Here is a 20,458-nt window from a genome sequence, read left to right as displayed (position 1 = left end):
AAGCAAAGGCCGGAAAAGCGGCTTCGTATTAAAGCAGAAGCCCGTATGTTTTATAATGTTTCGACCATTAAATTATGGTTTGTATAAATACAAACATCGGCCGCGATGTGGAGACTTTCCCGAACCATTTCTTCGGCCGACAGATCATTGGCATGTTTTTTCAGCGCCAGCGCTGCCGACTGAGCATACATCCCTCCCGAACCGATGGCCGCTACTTCATTATCAGGCTCGATGACATCGCCCGTGCCCGACACCAACAGCAGATCGTCTTTGGAAGCGACGATCAGCATCGCTTCCAGTTTACGCAGGTAACGATCGGTACGCCAGTCTTTTGCCAACTCGATGGCCGCCCGCTTCAGGTTACCGCCGTAGGCATTTAATTTTTCCTCGAACCGTTCGATGAGCGTGAATGCATCGGCCGTGGATCCGGCAAAACCAGCCAGTACCTTGCCGCCCATCAGGACGCGGACTTTACGGACATTACTCTTGGCAACGGTATTGCCCATCGTGGCCTGTCCGTCGGCACCGAGTGCCACATGACCGTTGTGCCGGATACCGACTACCGTTGTTGCGTGAATTATAGGTTGCATGAACTTGTGTTTATTGGGTGGTATAACGCAGGAATAGGCGTTTTGGGTTCAAGGGCAGAGGGGGAAGGGCATGGGGTGGTGGGGTTGTCAGGGGGTAGCGGGGAATAGCAGAGAGTGGCGGGGTTGTCAGGGTTTATCAGGGTTTGTCACATACGTAGTGCTTTAACAGACTCTTTTCCATACCATTTCCTGCTCTTCCCCGCCACCCTTACCCCCTGCCACACCTGCCACACCCCGCTCTTCCCCGCCACCCTTACCCCTATGCCCTTCCCCTACACCCCCTGCTCTTCCGCAAACGGAATCGACCGACTTACGCTTTCTTCGAGGGAGATAAATGTCTCGGTTCGCTGGATACCGCTTACTTTCTGAATTTTGTCGTGGAGAACTTCCCGCAGGTGTTGCGTGTCGCGGCAGACGATTTTAGCGAAAATGCTGTAAATGCCAGTGGTATAATGAATGTTGACGACCTCGGGAATTTTTTCCAGTTGCCTGGACACTTCTTCATACAGCGAACTTTTATCCAGATAAATACCCAGAAAAGCGCTGATGTCCCAGCCTAGTTTGGTATGGTCGATGACCAACTGCGACCCCCGAACTATGCCCATCTGCCGCAGTTTATTCATCCGGACATGGACCGTGCCGCCCGATACGAAGATCCGCTTCCCGATTTCGGTGTAAGCCATGTTGGCATCCTGCATCAATAAACTCAGGATTTTCAGATCCGTATTGTCAATTTCTAAATTTTTTTCGGTCATTTTTCCTGATTTTTTGACGAGTGCTAACAAAAGTAGCCAAATTTTAAATGAATTGTAAATTTTAAGAAATTTCTCTATGAAATTTGCAACGAACGGGCGATCTGTATTACCTTTGCATTGTCAAGTTGATCGAGCGGGGTCACACGCCGGTCTTCTTGGCTTTTTTCCTCACACTGTAGGATGTCGAAATTGGCAGACGTGCCCTCCTGTCTCGGGGGTGGTGATAAAGGATAAACGCAGCATAATGCCGCCCTCGTGGCGACTGGGGTTGACCACCAGAGTTGTACTGTAGCTAACTGCACCGTGGGCGGTTCGAGTCCCCCTCCTACAGCCTCTTTTGCCGCATCGGCGGTACGATTTTAGTTTGTTGATGAAGTGTAATTGAACACGCCGGCTCCCCGATGAGTCCGGCGTTTGTTTTTTTAGATCGATGGTATCCTTACGCCAACCCGGACTTTTTTGCTTACTTTTGCAGTTTATTCGGTAGGTTACTACCAGACAGCCTGTATCTAAAGACTCCTCCGTTTTCCGACGTGAAACATATCCGTAATTTTTGCATTATTGCCCACATCGACCACGGGAAAAGCACCCTGGCCGACCGATTGTTGGAATTTACCAAGACCGTAGGTGCCCGCGACATGCAGGCCCAATTGCTGGACGATATGGACCTGGAGCGAGAGCGCGGTATTACGATCAAGAGCCACGCCATCCAGATGAATTTCATCCATAAAGGTGAAACCTATACGCTGAACCTGATCGATACACCGGGCCACGTCGATTTTTCTTACGAAGTATCGCGTTCCATTGCCGCCTGCGAAGGTGCTTTACTACTCGTGGATGCCGCCCAGGGAATTGAAGCGCAGACTATTTCGAATCTGTATCTGGCCATGAACAATGACCTGGTCATCATTCCAGTCCTGAACAAGATCGATCTTCCCGGCGCAATGCCCGAAGAAGTAAAAGACGAAATGGTCGATCTGCTCGGTTGCGAACGCGACGATATTATTCCGGCCAGCGGAAAAGAAGGCATCGGCGTTCCCGAAATTCTGGCGGCCATCGTCGAGCGCATTCCGGCCCCCTCCGGCGACCCGAACGGCGAACTGAAGGCCCTTATTTTCGACTCTCATTTCAATTCATACCGGGGCATCGAGGTTATTTTCCGGGTCAAGAACGGGCGGATTCGCAAAGGGGACAGGGTCAAGTTCATGAATACCGGCAAAGAGTACATTGCCGATGAGGTTGGTACGCTGGGGCTGGAACAGGTGCCTAAACCGGTCATCGAATGTGGCGATGTAGGGTATCTGATCTCTGGGATTAAAGTGGCCAAGGAAGTGAAAGTCGGCGATACGATCACCGAGCTGGAACGCCCGGCCAAAGAAGCCATTCAGGGCTTTTCGGAAGTAAAGCCAATGGTCTTCGCCGGCATCTACCCCGTCGAAACGAGCGAGTTTGAAGACCTGCGCGATGCGATGGAAAAACTCCAGCTTAACGACGCAGCGCTGGTCTGGGAGCCCGAAACGTCGGCCGCCCTGGGCTTTGGCTTCCGTTGCGGCTTCCTGGGTATGCTACACATGGAAATCGTACAGGAACGGCTCGAACGTGAATTCGATATGACGGTGATCACGACCGTACCGTCGGTGCGGTTCGAGGTGATTACGACAAGAGATGAAACCCTGGTCGTTTCTGCCCCTGCCGAAATGCCTGACCCGAGTACGATCAGCTGGATCGAGGAGCCCTTCATTAAGGCGCAGATCATTTCTAAAGCCGAATACGTGGGAGCCATCATCGGCTTGTGTATGGACAAGCGTAGTATTCTTAAAAACCAGGTCTACCTAACGCAGGACCGGGTCGAGCTGCAATTCGAGATGCCATTGGCCGAAGTCGTGTTCGACTTTTTCGACAAGCTCAAGACCATTTCACGCGGGTATGCCTCGCTCGATTATGAATTCATCGGCAACCGCGAATCGACCATGGTGAAGCTCGACATCATGCTCAACGGCGACCGGGTGGATGCGCTCTCGGCCATCGTTCACCGCGACAAAGCCTACGAATGGGGTAAAAAGCTCTGCGAAAAGCTGCGTGAACTATTGCCTCGTCAGCAGTTTGAGATTGCTATTCAGGCGGCTATCGGTCAGAAGATCATTGCCCGCGAAACGGTAAAAGCACTGCGGAAAGACGTCCTGGCGAAGTGTTACGGCGGTGATATTTCCCGGAAACGCAAACTGCTCGAAAAGCAGAAAAAAGGGAAGAAACGCATGCGTCAGGTCGGAAACGTCGAAATTCCGCAGGAAGCATTCATGGCCGTGCTGAAGATTAATTAAAGCCTAGACAAAAACATTCGGGTGAAATCCTCCAAAGGGTGTTTTTAATACCGTAGAGTGTTAATGAGCGCTCTCGGCACTAATAATAAAGAAGGCCAGCTCGAAATCGAGTTGGCCTTTTTTATTGTGTTTGTCATATAGATGACGGTAAATCGGTTAGTTCTGGGGAAAAGAACCGGAAGGGCGGCCTCGGCAATTCATTGTTTTACAGAAGCAAGTACCTTAAACCTACTTGCTTCTGTAAAAAATCAAGTTGCTTTTACGCTTTGTTACCAGGGGATGCTTCCCTGTCAGGTTTCTAATACTCCTGATTATATTCCATGGAATATAATTGCATGGAATATAGTTTGAAGGCGACATTTGCAGTTGTACATCTTCACTGCCCTAACGGCGAGTAGAATCTTTTTACGTTTATGAAAATCGAAGACGAAATAAAGCAACAGCAGTTTGATAATGCCCAGCAGAAAGCAGCCATGAATATTATATTCACGGGTAACTGGCTGACTAACCGATACGCTGCTGCGCTTAAACCCCTGGATCTGTCTTTACAGCAGTTAAACGTCTTAACGATTTTAAAAGGGCAGCCACATCATAAAGCAACGGTCAATCTGATTCGGGAAAGGCTGATTGACAGAATGCCCAATGTCTCCCGGTTACTCAATAAATTAATGGAAAAGGGCCTGATTCAAAAAGACAGGAGTACGGCCGATCAACGGGTCGTTTACATCCAGTTGACTGACAAAGGCATCGAAACGGCAGATAAAGGCCGTTTACTTTTCCAATCCGTAGCCTACGATATAAGTCATGAACAAGCGACCCAGTTGAACGAGCTGCTTGACACCTTAAGAGGGCAAGGTTAAGATTTTACCAATTTATAATCCATGGATTATTATTCCCTGACTAACATAGTATGGAAACAACAACCATTATATTAAAAAACCGGCCGGTAGGCATGCCGAAAGAGGCCGATTTCGAACTGGTTACGCAAGACCTGCCCGCACTCGCAGAAGGCGAGCTGTTGCTCGAATCGGTATATATTTCGGTAGATCCCTACCTGAGGGGCAAAATGTCGGGCACCAAAAATCCGCGGTTTGAAATCGGGGAGCCAATAATCTCGAAACTAATTGCCAGGGTTGCGGAGTCCAGACATCCCCAGTTTATCCAGGGCGACTATGTGGCGCACTATCTTCCCTGGCAGGAACGTCAAATCTCCAGGGGCATCGGGTTATCAAAAATCGAACCCCACGGTGCGCCTTTGTCAGCTTATCTGGGCGTACTGGGCATTACCGGCTTATCGGCTTACCTGCCTTTGTTAGACTATGGGCAACCCAAACCGGGGGAAACGCTGGTAGTATCCGGGGCCGCCGGTGCCGTTGGAAGCATTGCTGGTCAGATCGGGAAGATTCTGGGCTGTCGGGTGGTTGGCATTGTGGGCAGCGACGAGAAAGCAGAACTAATAAAACAGAAGTTTGGCTTTGACGAAGCGGTTAATTACAACGATGCCAACAAGCTGAAAACCGCTATCGCTTCCGCATGTCCTACTGGCGTCGATATCTATTTTGACAATGTAGGTGGACCCGTTTCGGACGCTGTCATCGCCAACATCAACCCGTACGGGCGGATAGTCGTTTGTGGCGCTATTTCTAATTACAATGAGACAACGCCGACCCTAAGCCCCAGTCTACTCCCTTTAGTCGTGTATAAATTTTTGCGCATCCAGGGGTTTCTGATCGGCGATTTCTCCAGTCGTTTTCCACAAGCCATCAATCAGCTACAGGAATGGTTGCAGCAGGGAAAGATAACGTATTCAGAAACCATCTTACAGGGCTTTGAAAATCTTCCCAAAGCGTTTATCGGCTTGTTTAAGGGGTTGAATCAAGGCAAAATGATCGTTGAAATATAAGTGGCATCCGGCATCCGATGCATGTCAGACCGAATGAATACCCCCCTTCTTAAAATTGGGCGGGCTAAGACCGACTTCCTTCTTGGAGAGCCCTGGAAAATCGACCCACACTTGCCCCCCATCAATCTAGGGGGTGAGTATGATTTTACGGATAATGAGAGCCTGGAGACTGCTTTTGATTTAGAGGCTCTGCTAAACTTTTCCTTGCCTAGATCTTCTCGCCCGACCCGATCCGCCAAATGACGAAGATTATTAACCAGTAACCCTTACCAATAAGAAAAGCCAGTCCGGAAACGAGCTGGCTTTTCTTATTGGTAATTTAGTAATGGATATTTTACGGAAACTTCGGAAACTTGCTGAAATCCGGTTTACGCTTTTCCAGGAACGCGTCTTTACCTTCTTTGGCTTCTTCCGACAGGTAATACAGCAGCGTCGCGTCGCCCGCCAGTTGCTGAATTCCGGCCTGCCCATCCAGCTCCGCGTTGAAGGACGCTTTGAGCATGCGCAACGCGATGGGGCTTTTTTCCAGCATCTTCCGGCACCACCCGATCGTCACTTCTTCGAGTTGGTCCAGTGGCACTACTTTGTTTACCAGGCCCATATCCAGCGCTTCCTGTGCATCGTACTGATCGCACAGATACCAGATTTCGCGGGCTTTTTTCTGCCCGACAATCCGGGCCAGGTACGAAGCGCCGAACCCTCCGTCAAACGAACCGACTTTCGGACCTGTCTGACCAAACCGGGCGTTTTCGGCCGCAATGCTTAAATCGCACACGACGTGGAGAACATGACCACCGCCGATGGCGTACCCCGCTACCATCGCAACGACGGGTTTAGGGACACGCCGGATCTGCATCTGCAAATCGAGTACGTTTAAGCGAGGAACTTTGTCTTCGCCTATGTAGCCGCCATGTCCCCGCACGGACTGATCGCCACCGGAACAGAAGGCTTCGCCCCCTTCTCCCGTCAGAATAATGACACCTACGCGCTCATCCTGCCGGGCAATTTCCATCGCTTCCGACATCTCCCTGACGGTCAGGGGTGTAAACGCATTCCGCTTGTGTGGGCGGTTAATGCTGATTTTGGCAATACCGTCGTAATAACTGAAGAGAATTTCCTGGTATTCTTTAATGGGTTGCCAGGGGTAGTTGCTTTGCATATAAAGAGTGGGCAACTTATAATGAACAATGGATAATGAACAATGGATAACGAATCATGACGAGTGCGCTCATTATGCTCATTCTACATTGTTCATTATTCATTATACATTTTCCATTGCCTCATAATTAGTTTCGTGATAATGCACGTCCCAGGTGTGATCAGCCATCATGCGGACCGTGGCGAGGCAACGTTCGAACGGGAATTTGCGCCCCCACTCGGTTGGACCCACCATCGACAGCAGGTCCGTACCATTTTTGCGCTGGTAAAAATAATACGTGTGGCCAACCACCGGCTCGAAGCTCATCTGAGCGGCATAAATCCGTTCGGAGATCTCAACGCGGTGCCGTATGGCGGTAGCCTGTTCGGCCAGCAGCTGCATCTGTTTATACAACTGGCTGAGCTGCATATCGGTCTGCTCGCGCATAGCCGCAACGGCCCGACCCGTAATTTTTCCCTTGTCTTCAGGGCGAATGACCGCCCCACCCGCCGTGTGTGCATAGGCCAGCAGGCCCGGTGCGTCGGCAACTTTATCCGGCGAAATCGGATTGACAAAAACTTTCGCTTCTTCCATAACTATTTTTGGGGTAACCGCCCGGCAAACTCGTGGGTTCGCTGTCGTTGAATGACAAAAAATAACGCATCTTTACACCGGCAAGTCCGGTGAATTGCCACAAAAGTACGTCAAAAACCACTCTGAAACACGCATCTTCCATGGATAAGGCATCATTAACTCGGCACGACTTTTTTCGGATCGTTGGCACCAGTGTTGGCGCTATCCTGCTAACGCATTGTTCGGCAGGATGTTCTAAAGCGGATAGTGGCGACCCCACGCCGACTCCGGGCCAGAAAGTTGATTTTACTCTCAAGCTGGCCGACCAGACCAATGAAAATCTGCGAACCAAGGGTGGGTATGTGGTCGTTAACGACATTATTGTGGCGCAGACCAAAGACGGGAATTTTATTGCCGTGTCGGCCAATTGCACCCATCAGGGCACACTTTTACTTTACAAACCGAACGACAATCAATTCTATTGTCCCTTGCATCTGTCACGCTTCGATAGCACAGGAAAGGTATTGATGGGGCCCGCTACGCAATCGCTGGTTCAGTATACCGTCGTGGCCGACACCGCAGCGGGCACCGTACGCATTCATGCGTAAGGGTTAGATTTTTACAGCCTGCCGGGCCAGCAGCTTCCAGGTATTTTTCTGCTTGATCCAAACCAGCAGCACCGCCAGTTTGGCCTGCCCAGGCTTACCCTGATTGGCTGTTTCGGCCGAAAGCTTATGCCGAACCAGCGCGGTATTGTCCACAACCGTAATCGTCTGGTCTGTCAGATCGATGGTTTTGAAGTCCGACTCACCACTGACCAGCGCGTCGACAAACGCTTTCTTATCTTCGATTTTACCGTTCGAATGGCCGTAGCTCAACCCGTCGGCAGCCAGGTTTTCCAACGCTGTTTTATCGGGATCGATCATGAGCGTCCGCAGTTTCTCGACGGCCTGAGCAACGGCCTGTTCCTGCGCAAATCCATCGACGGTCAGTAAACTTCCGAGTAAAATCAGAGCGGATAAAATGGTTTTTTTTGACATAATTGATACATGAATTGGTGAAATTGACTTGCTTGTATAGCGCTCAAATCAGGCGTAACCTGTTAGTATAGCCCTTATTATTTCTTATCCAATCGGAGTTTGATGACTTCCGAACCTGCCAGCAAAAACGCACCGGTTCCGTACACTTCCCAGCTTTCGGCACTGAAATTTCGCTTCGGATCGGCACCGATGGGTTGTACCCACCCTACCCGACCTTCCGGCGATATCAGCATGTTCAAACCCGTCCAGGCTTTCTCCACGGCAGGCAAATAGGTCTTTTTATCCAGAATACCCTGATTGATTCCCCAGGCAATTGCGTAGCAATCGAAGCCGGAGCCACTGCCTTCCCCACCCGGATACGCTTCCGGATCGAGCAGGCTGGAACGCCACAAGCCATCGGCCTGCTGTAAGGCAATCAGGCGTTCGCTCATCTGTTTATATAACATCACGTACCAGTTTCGTGAAGGGTGGTTGGCGGGTAGTTCGCTCAGCAGTTGCACGAGACCACCCATCACCCAGCCGTTCCCCCGCGACCAGAATATTTTTTTGCCGTTACTTTCCCGTTTGCCTTCGCCGGTGGCATTCCAGAGGTAACTGGCGTCACGGGCAAACAGGTGTTCCTGCTCGTTGTAGAGCAGCTTGTAGGTTTGCCGAAATAGCGAATCGTTGAGGGTGTAGTACGACGGATCTTTCAGCGTTTTTCCCAGCTTGGCCAGCACCGGCGGGGCCATGAACAGGGCATCGCACCACCACCAGGTAATGCCATGATTCTGAATTTCGCGGCCGGGCACCCGACTCATTTTCTGTACAGTATCGATGGTTGGCTGAATCATCCGGCGGTCTTTCTTGAGCCGGTATAAGTTGATATACGTCTGGCAGATGGCAATATCGTCGGCATGGTCATAGCGAGAGCCGGGTTGCCAGCCGGTGCGCTCGCCCATAGCCATCAGTGAATCCAGAATCTCTTTAGATTTAGTCGTTTCGTAAGCGGCAAACACTCCCGAATAGAAAGCGCCGTTGGTCCAGTCTGTCGTTTTGTGTTTCGGATGTTTCAGTTGCCAGTCAACCGCCTTTTTCATGGCCGTTTTAATGTAATCAGGCGAAAAGATCGGCGGATCGACGGTCGTAAAACTTGCCTGCGTAAGTAGCAGACTACTGGTAATCAGCACACTACTTAAAAATACCTTCAGCATATCTGGCTTCCTGGTTATTACGTATAATCGGTCGGTAGAACCGATTCTTTACGCCAACAAGTGGTTCTGAACAGAAATCTACCCGTACGTCGTAGACTGTGAAATACCGACTCGCAAAAATTGTCGAGCGGTGTCGTATGCTTGTCTGCTCGCCATGATGCAATATTGTAGTTATATCCAGCTTATCCTTACTTCTGTTTTTTACCTGTGATTCTCGATCCTGCCAGCCCCGACCAGTGGCCTCTCCCTCAAACCCCGTACGAAGCCGATGCGCTGGCTTTTTGCCGATCATGGCTGAGTGGCCAGCCTCAATTTGTCCTGCATACATCGGGTTCGACGGGTACGCCGAAACCGATCCGGCTCACGCGGGCGCAGATGCAGGCCAGCGCGCACCTGACCGGGCGAACCCTCGGGTTGCAGGCGGGTGATGCTGCGCTGGTCTGTCTAAACATCCGCTACGTAGCGGGGGTTATGATGCTCGTCCGTGGGCTGGAGCTTGGCCTGTTCATGACCATCGTCGAACCGCTCAGTAACCCACTCGCAGATGCTGACTCAGCCACTACGACCTATTCCTTTACGGCGCTCGTTCCGCTGCAGCTGCAAACGATACTGGCATCGGGTGCTGATAAAGTGCCGATTCTGAACCAGATGAAGGCTATACTGGTCGGTGGGGCCGCCACCAGCCAGGCACTGGAACAGGAACTTCAGCGGATTACGGCGCCGATTTATGCGACATATGGCATGACTGAAACCGTCTCGCACATCGCCCTCCGCCGACTCAACGGCCCCCAGAAAGAAAACTTTTTTACGGCGCTCGACGGGGTAGTGCTCGGCACCGACGAGCGCGGTTGCCTGCATATCACCGCAGCCGCCACCGATTTTGAACGCATTCAGACGAACGATGTCGTCGATTTACTCGATCCGGTTCATTTTCGGTTGCTGGGACGGGCCGACCGAATCATTAACAGCGGGGGCATCAAAGTACAGCCGGAGCGGGTCGAGCAGGTGATTCAAACGGTTCTTGCTGAACAAAGGCAGCCATCCTCGGCATTGGTACCGCGCCTGTTCGTAACGGGCTGGCCCGACGAGCGACTGGGACAGCGGGTAATAGTGGTAGTAGAAGGGGCGCAGAAGGCCTGGACGGATGCGGAATGGGAAACGGTACAGGAAGCCATTCGACACCAACTCGGTGCTTATTCGGTGCCGAAAGAAGTTATCTACGTCGAGCCGTTTGCGGAGACATCTACCGGCAAAATCGATCAGCAAGCAACAATCGCCCGAATCCGTTAACTTTGGCAACAATTCACTGATTCTGTTTTTTTCGACAGGATTTACAGAATTAGCATGATTTCTTCTTTATAAAAGTTATGTAAATCCTGTCGAAAAAACCTGCCCGAACCGCAGCTTTATGTCTTTCAAACGTCTTCAGATTCGTTATCAAACAGCCCGGTCATTGCCGGCGCCGTACGCTTATTTCTACACCCTGACTATTCAACCAGTTGGCCAAAAAGCCTTACAGGTCGATCTGGCGATTACGTATCCTGACCGGGACGATATCGATGACGACGAACTGATTGCCGAAGGATACACCCGCGATGACAATTTTAGCTGGGCTGGTCAACTGCCCAAGCCGTGGGTGGAGAGCCTGTCGAAGCTGCTTACGAAAACCCGGTTTCAACCGCTGGATGAAGATGCCCTCGATGAAGACGACGATTTCTGGGATATGACGCTCGAAACCGAAAATGGCTCCCGTCAGGGCGCACCAGCCAACCCCGATGACTGGCAATACCTAATTCAGGAACTGATGCAGGCAGCTTACGAGTCGGTGGGCCGCGAGCGCCCCTTCGAGCTTACGTATCTGCATCTGAATGGCCAGCAGGGCGATCAGGAGCTGCGACTAACGGCTTCTTTCGTCGAGCGTACGGTAACCGTTCGAAATTTCCACGATCGGCGTGAACATACCCAGACGCTGCCCTGGACTGACCTCCAAAAGGTTATGAGCAACGTGTATGAACACGATTTCGACCCGGAGGCAGCGCAGCTCAAGCGGCCCCGGCGCGATGGGCACTGGCTCAATCTGGGTGGGGAAGAATGGTACGACGTCAGTAGTCTGCGGGCTCTGACTAAACTCTTCCGGGAGCTTTAATCAGGAGACGCCTGACCAGCGTAGGAATGCACACTGACTGGTCAGGCCGGCGAACGGGCGACGAGTTCTTTGCTGGACGGACTGTATTCCTTCTTGACTACACTGATCTGTCCGTTTGCTTCAATAAAAGCTTCGGCGACCTCATCCAGCGATTTGACATTCGCCTGCTGACGAATCGCCGATTCCAGATCGTCGTCGGTGAGCAAAGCCGCCCGCATCGCAGAGCGTTCTCTGACACCATTCCGGTAGATTAGTCGACTTTCGCCATTGATGAGCCGTCTGAAACCAGGGCTCTTTATGCTGATCCAGGCCAGTAGTCGGTGCAGCCCGACCAGCACCCCACAAGCAGCCGCCACGCCTACGAACGAACTTGCCCCGACAATGGCGCGGCTCAGCGTGGCGCCCAACAGCAACGTCAGAACCGTGTCGAAGGGGGTACGAATCCCAAAGGCTCGCCGGCCACTCAGGTGGATCATCACCAGCGCGACCATGAAAACCAGGGCCGCCCGCAAACTTATCTGAAGCGTGGTCAGGGTTTTGTCTTCGTGGAGTAAATCGCCAAACCATTGGTTCATCAGGTCGCTGGTGTCACCAATGAATCCTATAATCGTGTACATAAAAGGCAGGCTATGTTAAGAAATTGTTAAGTCATACCCCCTAAACGCGGGAAGGGTTGACTGGGTTTATTGACGGCCCGCACTTGTTAGCAAACTGCCAGCCAACCAGTTTCCGAACTACCTCGACCGACGTTTATAAGAGATCCGCTCCGGCCCGAAAGCGAATAGTCCACTGGGGTTAGTAGTACTCCTTAGTATTCCTTTGGCAGCTTTTTAATTAACAATTTCTGCTTAAACAGACTTATCAGCTTATCCGGCTGTCAGATATTCGTCTGTCCAAAGGCTGGCAATAGCGTTATGGCAAAAACAGGAGCAGATTTATTTATCGAGCGTTTAATCGAGTGGGGTGTCGACACCATCTTTGGCCTGCCCGGCGACGGCATCAATGGTCTTTTCGAATCCTTGCGAACCCACCGGGAACAGATTCGCTTCGTACAGGTGCGGCACGAAGAAGCGGCTGCTTTCATGGCGGCTGGTTACGCCAAATTCACCGGTAAGCTAGGCGTTTGCATGGCCACCTCTGGCTGCGGAGGGTTTCACCTGATGAATGGGTTGTATGATGCCAAATACGACGGGCAGCCCGTTCTGGCCATTACTGGTCATACTTACCATGATGTCAGCGGTTCGTATTACCAGCAGGATGCCGATCTGGTGAAGGTGTTTATGGACCTGGCGGCTTACAACGAGCGCATCATGGGTCCTGACCACGTTGTTGGCGCTGTCGATCAGGCCATTCGAACAGCACTGGCCCAACGCACGGTTTCGCACTTATCGTTCCCGAAAGACCTTCAGGACTGGACGGCCAGCGACGATACCCGCTCCATGCCGAACGTTCCGGGCCACACGAGTGTCGTACGGGTCAGCAGCGAACTGATGCCCACCCTGGCGCAGTTGCAACGGGCCGCCGAGGTGATCAATGCGGGCCAAAAAGTAGCTATTATGGTTGGACGGGGCTGCCTGAACGCGCGCGACGAAGTGATTCGGCTGGCTGATACGGTAGGTGGCCCCATTATCAAGGCCTTGCTGGGTAAAGCTGTCGTGCCCGACGACAATCCGTACACCACCGGGGGCATCGGCTTATTAGGCACGGCTCCATCGCAGGACGCGCTGGAAGAATGCGACACCTTTGTGATGATCGGAACGCATTTTCCCTACATCGAATACCTGCCCAAACCAGGTAAGACGCGAACAGTTCAGATCGACCTCGACCCAACTCATATCGGACTGCGGACTCCGGTAGAAGTGGGCCTGGTGGGCGATAGCAAAACGATTCTGACGGCGCTCTTGCCGCTGCTTCAGCCTAAAAAAGACCGAAGTTTCCTGGAAACGGCTCAGGAACGGATGCGATTCTGGCGCGAGCTGATGACCACGCGGGGTACGCAAACCGACATGCCGATGAAACCGCAGGTAATTCCGCACCTAATCAGCCCACTGCTGGACGCCAACGCCATCATTACCTGCGATTGCGGCAACAACACGACCTGGGCGGCCCGCCACATTGACCTGCGCGATGAGATGCAGTTTTCGACCTCGGGCCTGCTGGCTACCATGGGGTCCGGGCTACCGTATGCCATTGCGGCCTCGATCGCGTATCCGAATCGGCAGGTTGTGGCGCTGGTCGGCGACGGGGGATTTACGATGCTTATGGGCGAAATTGCTACGGCGGTTAAATACAAACTGCCCATCAAAGTATTCATCTTCCACAACAACTCATACGGACAGATCAAGTGGGAACAGATCGTGCTGGAAGGTAACCCTGAGTTCGGCGTCGAGCTTCAGTCGATTGATTTTGCGGCTTATGCCCGGGCCTGTGGGGCGACCGGCTTTACGATCGATGATCCGAAGGATGCCCCCGAAATAATTCGGCAGGCACTGGCGCACGATGGTCCCGTTATCGTCGACGCCATCGTGGACCAGAACGAGCCCCCAATGCCAGGTAAAATCACGACGACCCAAGCAATGGAATTTGCTAAATCTCTGGCCCGTGGCGAAAAAGATCGTAATGATATTATTAAAAATGTGCTTGGCAATCAGCTCAGCGAAGCCGTCGCCACCAAAGGGCGCAGTCTGCTAACGCTGATACCCGGCATAGGAAAGTAGCGACATAGCGCGGGTGGAAACCCGCGCTATGTCAATATCCCCTGTCGCCAGCCCTCCGTTGCGACCATGCCGCCTACCCGCAATTCATGGTGCAGACGAACAAAACCCGATTCGGTAAGTATCCGCTGCCAGTCGGCCAGTCGCCGTGTTTTGATACCAGCAGTCAGTCGAAAAAAGCGGATCATACTCCAGAGCAACGCTTTTTGCCACCCTTTGTCGGTATTGATGAAATCGGTCACCAGCCAAAGGCTACCGGGCTTCAGGCCGCGACGTATACAGGGAATAAGCTGACTCCGGAATACTGGCTCCGGAATAAGGTCCAGGAGAAAAGGCGTCAGGATGACGTCGAATTGTTCGGTTGGTAGCAGCGTAGTTTCGTCACCTACTCGAAATTCGACCGAGCCCGGCACCTGTTTTCGAAGTATTCGCCTGCTGGCCAGAGCAACCATGCGTGCCGATGTTTCCAGGTATAAAACGTGCTGGGGCCGGCATCGCTGCAGCACCTGCTCCAGCAATAATCCCGTACCACCGCCTACTATCAGGATAGACGCCCCAACAGGAATCCGATTCAGAAAGACGGTCTGGGCTTGTTGCAGTCGATTACCAAACACGACAAAGGCAAGTGCATCGTAAACCGGGGCAATCCAGTCGAAGTTCGTGGTGGTCACAGGAAAACGCCATTCGTGTCTCGTATAAACGAATATATTCACGAATTGTGCGAATTAGTGAGTCATCGACTGCCTGGAGAGCAGGTCTAAACAGAACAGCCACTCGTACGATGGCACGTAAGTCGTCGTACGAGTGGCTGTTCTGTTTAGGGATAGTGTTACCGTTACACGCGGGCGGCTACTTCCTGAGCAATCGACTTTTTACCGGCCGGGTCGATGGTCACGTTTTTGCCATAGAGCTGGATCGTGATTGATGTTGCCGAATAGTTCTGCACTGTCACGTCCTGCTGGGTCGTCGTCACCTGAATGAGCGCGTCGCGGAAGCGAATCTTGAACGCCAGCGACTGCCAGTTGTCCGGGCAGTAGGGGCTCAGAGCCAGCTGGTAGGCATCCGGTAAGGGTGGCAGAACGACCCAGCCCTCCGACTTCTCGATCAGATCCTTATGCTCATCCGGAATAAGCCGGGTCACGCGCATCCCGCCGAAGCCTTTGACCACGGCCAGCCAGGTACCCGCCATCGACGTGATGTGACAGCCATCTTCGGTATCGTTGTTGTAATCGTCAAGGTCGAGTCGGGCCGTACGCAGGTACATTTCATAAGCTTTTTCCTTCATGCCCAGCTTCGATGCCTGAATGGAGTGCACACAGGGCGAGAGCGACGACTCATGGACGGTCATGGGCTCGTAGAAATCGAAATTGCGCCGGAGCGTATCGACGTCGAACTCATGTTCGAAGAAATACAGCCCCTGCAACACGTCGGCTTGTTTGATGAAACAAGACCGCAGAATCCGGTCCCACGACCAGTGCTGATTGATGGGGCGCTGTCCTCTCGGAATATCCGAAACGGGCATTAGCTCTTTATCCAGAAAACCTTCCTGTTGCAGATAAACGCCCAGCGTCTCATCGTGCGGCAGGTACATTTTGTCGATGATTTCCCCGGCGGTAGCCAGCTCTTTTTTCTCCCGGAAGTGAATCCGGTCGATCAGTTCGGCGTATTTTTCCGGATTCAGCTTTTGTACCCGATAGACAGCTTCGGTCGTGTAGCGAAGCGTCCAGGCGGCAATGTAATTGCTGTACCAGTTGTTGTTGACGTTGTTTTCGTACTCGTTCGGTCCCGTCACACCCAGCATCACGTACTGCTCTTTCGCCTTCGACCAGGTAACCCGCTGGCTCCAGAACCGGCTGATGGCAATGAGTACTTCCAAACCATAGTCGACCAGGTATTGCTCGTCGCCGGTGTAGCGAACGTAGTCGTAAATGGCGTAAGCGATGGCCCCGTTCCGGTGGATTTCCTCGAAGGTAATTTCCCATTCGTTGTGGCATTCCTCCCCATTCATCGTTACCATCGGATAAAGCGCAGCCCCCGCCCGGAAACCCAGCTTCTGCGCGTTTTCGATGGCCTTACCGAGCTGCTTATACCGGTAAATCAGCAGGTTACGCGCCACCTTCTGGTCCGCCGTCGAGAGGTAGAACGGCAGACAGTAGGCTTCGGTATCCCAGTAGGTCGAGCCGCCGTATTTCTCCCCCGTAAACCCTTTTGGGCCGATGTTCAGTCGCTCATCTTCGCCCGTGTAGGTCTGGTTGAGCTGGAAAATATTGAACCGGATGCCCTGTTGAGCCGCAATGTCACCGTCGATAACAATATCGTTCATTTTCCACTTATCGGCCCAGGCCTGCTTCTGCTCGAACAGCATCTTATCGAAGCCCTTGCGCGTGATCCGCTGGATATAGTGGTGCGCTTCTTTAATGATCGTATCCGGATCGTAGTTGAGCGACGACAGGTTGACGGCATATTTATAAATGACCGTTTCCTGGCCCTGCCGACAATCGAGCGTGATGCGGTTGGCCACGTATTTTTCGTATTTAATCGGTTGCGACTGGTAGTTGACCAGCGTACCGTCCTGCTCGATGGCCACACACATCCCTGAAGCGACGTGGAAGCCGGTTTTTCGGGTCCGCAGTTCGATATACGCTTCGCCGTAGGCTGTTTCCTTACGCACCTCGTCCCAGAATGTTTCGTCGTAGTTGGCGTCACGGTTGCGGATGTCGCCGTCGATATAAGGGGTAATGGTAATTTTGGCATCGAAATTCAGCGGCTTGATGGCATACCGAATGGCCCCGGCTTCATCATCGACGATGGAGCAAAACCGAAGTGCATGCACCTGCAGTTCTTTCCCACTTTTCAGTCGGGCAATGAACGACCGTTCGAGGTAGCCTTCCTGCATGTTTAGCACCCGCCGAAAATCGCGCACCTCGCAGTGGTTGAGGTCGAGGGTTTCGTACTCGATGTCGATGTCGATACCGATCCAGTTGGCCGCATTGAGCACTTTGGCGAAGTAATTTGGGTAACCGTTTTTCCACCAGCCGACGCGGGTTTTGTCTGGGTAATAAACACCCGCTATGTAATTACCCAGCATGGTTTTGCCGGAATATTTTTCTTCAAACGAGCCCCGCCCACCCAGTCGGCCATTACCCAGCGACATAACGCTCTCGGTAATTTCATTGTAATCCCGGTGAAAACCGTCTTCAACAATCGTCCAGGGGTCGTGTTGTAAATAATGTTTCATTCAGTTCATAGGTTATAAGTATGTTTAAAAACTATATTCCAATCGGAATCAGGACTTTTTCTTAGCAGGTTTACAGTCTTTACAGAACTCATTCAGTTCGTTTAGTTCACGCACGATTTGTTCATGAATTTCCCTCGTCCGGGTTTCTGACTGCCCACTGTCGGTTATTTTAACGATCTCAGCAAGACGTTCCGAATAGTGGCGCTGGGTTTCATTCACCGCTTGCTGGTAAAAATTACCATCCGAGAACGCCCGCTTCTCTTCGTACATGCGTTTGCGAAATTGGCGGGTATATAGTTCAACCAGGTCGAAATCAAGTTGCGCCATTTCCAGCAGTCGGTCAACCAACGGCCCTTCGTCAATCCAGGAAGCCTTTCGATTAAAAATTGCGCGGGCAAACCGGTTGAAGTTTTTTGTGAACATAAACGCATAATTGCTCATCTGATAACTGAAATCCATCTGACAAGCCGCATAATACCGCTGGCTGTTTTTGGTGTTGGGGGTTTTAAGCTGAAAGTCATTCCTGGTCAGTTGGTAAGTTGGCGACCATTCGATGATGTCCTGAGCCAGTATGGGATGAATAAACAGAAGGCAAACTGCAAAAAATAAGATTCGAATCATTTATCAATCGAATTAGTACGAATCATCAAACGGCAAAGGTACCCATTTCCGCTTTTACCCGCATCGCCTGCTTCAGGTGCCGCTCGGTATGATCGACCAGCATCCGTAGCGCATCGCCCACCCGCATTTTAAGCCAGTTGCCAAATAAAGTCATGACCTTATCCTGGTTCCAGTCGAGGTAAACGGCTTTGTCCAGCAGGTTCCGGAGCAGCGTTTGTAGCTCCAGAAACTGCGCCATTACATCCGCCGGTACCAGATCGACAGCGGTTCGTGGGCGGACCAGACCCGGCGCAGGCAGTTTGATTTTCACCCGTGGATCGACCGCATACAGCATGGCTTTACCTACCCAGTCGCTCTCCAGTTTCTGGTCGGTGGGGTTGGTCTGAACCAGACCGATTTTTTCCACTTTATGCTGTAGGTTTCGAATATAGTACCGCTCGGCCAGGTTCAGGTGTTGCAAACACTCGATAATACTCCAGCGATCGGGAGTGGGTTTCCAGCGCAGTTGCTGATCCGATAAAGGCGCGAACTCCCGTTCGACGGTTTCCAGAACGGCCGAAAGGCGAGTTTGCAGGTCGTGGGCGGTGGTGAGCTTTTGCATTTTGTATGAACACAGAGGCAAGGTGAGCACAGAGAAAAATTTATTTGGGTTAACTGTGTACTCTCTGTGGTCTCGGTGCCTGTGTGTTGAAATACTAAAAATTACTGAGCCTGCATCTGGGCCTGCTGAAACTGTTCGATGTCACGCTTCGAATTCAGGTCGATCGCTCCGGCTTCGAACGGCACTTCCGTACAATCGTCGCGGTGACGGACAATGACCCACTGCAAGCCCTTATCGCCCTCTAACTGAAGCAGTTCAGCAATATAATCCCGACTAAAAATCGCAGGTACACCGATCTGCGTGCCGTATCGGCAGGCGACAATGCCCTTTCCTTCATCCTGCTGAACCTCGAGCATATGAAGCAATAAACCCAGCGACACCAGCGGCTGATCGATGTGCAGCACCAGTACGGATTCGATGTCTTTATGCGTCAGATACAGAGCCGCCAGTCCCGTTTTGAGTGACGACGCCTGCCCCGTCGACCAATTCGGGTTGTCGATCAGCGTGATGGGCAGCCCGTTCAGTTCGGGCACGATGCGGGAACGATGGGCCCCGAGCACCACCACCACCGGACCACGCTGTAGCGCCAGTGCGCTTTCGGTTATCCGGCGAATCAACGACTGGTCTTTGTAGGTCAATAACTGCTTTGGCTCACCACCCATTCGCGATGAATCGCCAGCGGCCAATATAATCGTTCCAATTTTCAAGTGACTTCTTTTTTGATGAAAGATAGCGGAAAGGAGCGTAGAATGAAAAGTGAAGAATGAAGAATAAAACCGAAGAAGTTATTTTTCACTTTGCTTTCTACACTCCTTTTCGGGCGTTGAACACTTCGACCGGATACCCAACTTCAACCAGCGACAACCCGTCGGCTGGAGCCGCCCGCCCGGCTTTTCGGCGATCACGGTCCAGGATAATCTGATCGAATTCGGCAACCGAAAGGCGATCCTGACCGACGGCCAGCAAGGTCCCGACAATAGCCCGAACCATGCCATGCAGAAATCGGTTTGCACGGATATGAAAGATCAGATCCCCATTCGATTTTTCTTCCCAATACGCCCGGTCGATTCGGCAATCGAAAGTTAGCACATCGGTCTTCACTTTACTAAAGCTCTCGAAATCAGTATGCTGCAACAGGCAACGGGCGGCTTCGTTCATTCGCACTACATCCAGGTGGGGCGTAAATACATAGACCAACCTTTCCCGAAACGGATCTTTCCGCCGGCTGATCTGGTATTGATAGTAGCGGAATGTAGCGGTGTAACGGGCGTGGTCGTCAGATCGAACAGGAAAGCAGTCGTACACGGCAATATCGGGGGGCATCAAACTATTGAGCGACCGGAGTAAGTGCGCTGGTATCGTGGCCTCGGTCTCGAAATGAGCATATTGCTCCCGCGCGTGAACACCTGCATCGGTTCGCCCACTTCCCACGATGGTAATTGGCTGTCGCAATACCGTCGTCAGTGCCGTTTCAAGAACCTCTTGTACGCTCAGCCCGTTGGGTTGCCGTTGCCAGCCGTGGTAGTTTGTACCCCGGTAAGCCAGTTGGAGAAAATACCGCATAATACGGGCAAAAGTACGGCTTCGGTATCATTCAAAACACGAGACGAGGCTTCGGCCTCAGG

At 52.0% G+C, this 20,458-nt stretch carries 20 protein-coding genes; 7 read left to right on the top strand and 13 right to left on the bottom strand.

The features are described 5' to 3' along the window. Positions 1-50 precede the first annotated feature (50 nt). Positions 51-590, bottom strand: a complete 540-nt coding sequence (gene hslV, locus ACYVC2_RS05175) for an ATP-dependent protease subunit HslV (protein ID WP_461101231.1) — start codon at positions 588-590, stop codon at positions 51-53. Positions 591-862: 272 nt separating this feature from the next. Then, on the bottom strand, positions 863-1,345 hold the full coding sequence (locus ACYVC2_RS05170; RefSeq protein WP_461101230.1) for an Lrp/AsnC ligand binding domain-containing protein: 483 nt from the start codon (positions 1,343-1,345) through the stop codon (positions 863-865). Positions 1,346-1,878: 533 nt separating this feature from the next. Between ACYVC2_RS05170 and lepA the strand changes: the two genes are divergently transcribed. From lepA to ACYVC2_RS05155, 3 genes are all read left to right on the top strand, one after another. Next, complete coding sequence (lepA, locus tag ACYVC2_RS05165) at positions 1,879-3,666, top strand: translation elongation factor 4 (RefSeq protein WP_461101229.1); 1,788 nt, start codon at positions 1,879-1,881, stop codon at positions 3,664-3,666. 413 nt (positions 3,667-4,079) lie between these two features. Next, entirely contained in the window at positions 4,080-4,526 is a 447-nt protein-coding gene (locus ACYVC2_RS05160) for a MarR family winged helix-turn-helix transcriptional regulator (protein ID WP_461101228.1), read from the top strand. A 50-nt stretch (positions 4,527-4,576) separates the two neighbouring features. Next, entirely contained in the window at positions 4,577-5,569 is a 993-nt protein-coding gene (locus ACYVC2_RS05155) for an NADP-dependent oxidoreductase (RefSeq protein WP_461101227.1), read from the top strand. Between the two features lie 334 nt (positions 5,570-5,903). On the opposite strand, the gene menB is transcribed toward ACYVC2_RS05155, so the two are convergent. Together menB and ACYVC2_RS05145 are read right to left on the bottom strand one after the other, a co-directional pair. Then, positions 5,904-6,728, bottom strand: a complete 825-nt coding sequence (gene menB / locus ACYVC2_RS05150) for a 1,4-dihydroxy-2-naphthoyl-CoA synthase (RefSeq protein WP_461101226.1) — start codon at positions 6,726-6,728, stop codon at positions 5,904-5,906. A 102-nt stretch (positions 6,729-6,830) separates the two neighbouring features. After that, positions 6,831-7,301 carry a DUF2452 domain-containing protein gene (locus ACYVC2_RS05145; protein WP_461101225.1) on the bottom strand — a complete coding sequence of 157 codons (471 nt, stop codon included), beginning with the start codon at positions 7,299-7,301 and terminating at the stop codon, positions 6,831-6,833. Between the two features lie 140 nt (positions 7,302-7,441). On the opposite strand from ACYVC2_RS05145, the gene ACYVC2_RS05140 reads away from it, so the two are divergent. Then, entirely contained in the window at positions 7,442-7,888 is a 447-nt protein-coding gene (locus ACYVC2_RS05140; RefSeq protein ID WP_461101224.1) for a QcrA and Rieske domain-containing protein, read from the top strand. Positions 7,889-7,891: 3 nt separating this feature from the next. Here ACYVC2_RS05140 and ACYVC2_RS05135 read toward each other — a convergent pair whose 3' ends face one another. After that, positions 7,892-8,320, bottom strand: coding sequence for a nuclear transport factor 2 family protein (locus tag ACYVC2_RS05135; protein ID WP_461101223.1), 429 nt, complete (start codon positions 8,318-8,320; stop codon positions 7,892-7,894). A gap of 77 nt (positions 8,321-8,397) precedes the next feature. Then, positions 8,398-9,513 (bottom strand): glycoside hydrolase family 88/105 protein, encoded by a 1,116-nt coding sequence (locus tag ACYVC2_RS05130; RefSeq protein ID WP_461101222.1) that lies wholly within the window; start codon positions 9,511-9,513, stop codon positions 8,398-8,400. 210 nt (positions 9,514-9,723) lie between these two features. On the opposite strand from ACYVC2_RS05130, the gene ACYVC2_RS05125 reads away from it, so the two are divergent. Both ACYVC2_RS05125 and ACYVC2_RS05120 read left to right on the top strand, forming a co-directional pair. Next, a complete protein-coding gene (locus tag ACYVC2_RS05125; RefSeq protein WP_461101341.1) occupies positions 9,724-10,803 on the top strand; it encodes an AMP-binding protein in 1,080 nt (359 codons plus the stop codon). Between the two features lie 118 nt (positions 10,804-10,921). Then, positions 10,922-11,659, top strand: coding sequence for a hypothetical protein (locus ACYVC2_RS05120; RefSeq protein ID WP_461101221.1), 738 nt, complete (start codon positions 10,922-10,924; stop codon positions 11,657-11,659). Positions 11,660-11,700: 41 nt separating this feature from the next. Here the strand turns inward: ACYVC2_RS05120 and ACYVC2_RS05115 are convergent, their stop codons facing one another. Further along, positions 11,701-12,276 (bottom strand): DUF421 domain-containing protein, encoded by a 576-nt coding sequence (locus ACYVC2_RS05115; RefSeq protein WP_461101220.1) that lies wholly within the window; start codon positions 12,274-12,276, stop codon positions 11,701-11,703. Positions 12,277-12,573: 297 nt separating this feature from the next. On the opposite strand from ACYVC2_RS05115, the gene ACYVC2_RS05110 reads away from it, so the two are divergent. Then, on the top strand, positions 12,574-14,376 hold the full coding sequence (locus tag ACYVC2_RS05110) for a thiamine pyrophosphate-dependent enzyme (RefSeq protein WP_461101219.1): 1,803 nt from the start codon (positions 12,574-12,576) through the stop codon (positions 14,374-14,376). A 26-nt stretch (positions 14,377-14,402) separates the two neighbouring features. Here ACYVC2_RS05110 and ACYVC2_RS05105 read toward each other — a convergent pair whose 3' ends face one another. The 6 genes from ACYVC2_RS05105 to truA all read right to left on the bottom strand — a co-directional run bounded on the left by ACYVC2_RS05105 (position 14,403) and on the right by truA (position 20,396). Beyond that, positions 14,403-15,044, bottom strand: a complete 642-nt coding sequence (locus ACYVC2_RS05105; RefSeq protein ID WP_461101218.1) for a class I SAM-dependent methyltransferase — start codon at positions 15,042-15,044, stop codon at positions 14,403-14,405. A gap of 164 nt (positions 15,045-15,208) precedes the next feature. Continuing rightward, complete coding sequence (locus ACYVC2_RS05100; RefSeq protein ID WP_461101217.1) at positions 15,209-17,611, bottom strand: glycoside hydrolase family 65 protein; 2,403 nt, start codon at positions 17,609-17,611, stop codon at positions 15,209-15,211. 48 nt (positions 17,612-17,659) lie between these two features. Further along, positions 17,660-18,232, bottom strand: a complete 573-nt coding sequence (locus tag ACYVC2_RS05095; protein ID WP_461101216.1) for a hypothetical protein — start codon at positions 18,230-18,232, stop codon at positions 17,660-17,662. A gap of 25 nt (positions 18,233-18,257) precedes the next feature. Next, positions 18,258-18,833 carry a DinB family protein gene (locus ACYVC2_RS05090; protein WP_461101215.1) on the bottom strand — a complete coding sequence of 192 codons (576 nt, stop codon included), beginning with the start codon at positions 18,831-18,833 and terminating at the stop codon, positions 18,258-18,260. Between the two features lie 101 nt (positions 18,834-18,934). Then, positions 18,935-19,540, bottom strand: a complete 606-nt coding sequence (locus ACYVC2_RS05085) for a nucleotidyltransferase family protein (protein ID WP_461101214.1) — start codon at positions 19,538-19,540, stop codon at positions 18,935-18,937. A gap of 97 nt (positions 19,541-19,637) precedes the next feature. Continuing rightward, positions 19,638-20,396: a tRNA pseudouridine(38-40) synthase TruA gene (gene truA / locus ACYVC2_RS05080; protein ID WP_461101213.1), complete on the bottom strand. Its 759-nt coding sequence runs from the start codon at positions 20,394-20,396 to the stop codon at positions 19,638-19,640. Between the last annotated feature and the right edge of the window lie 62 nt (positions 20,397-20,458).

This window comes from Spirosoma koreense (genome assembly GCF_054777875.1).
This window is presented reverse-complemented; position numbering and strand designations above follow the sequence as displayed.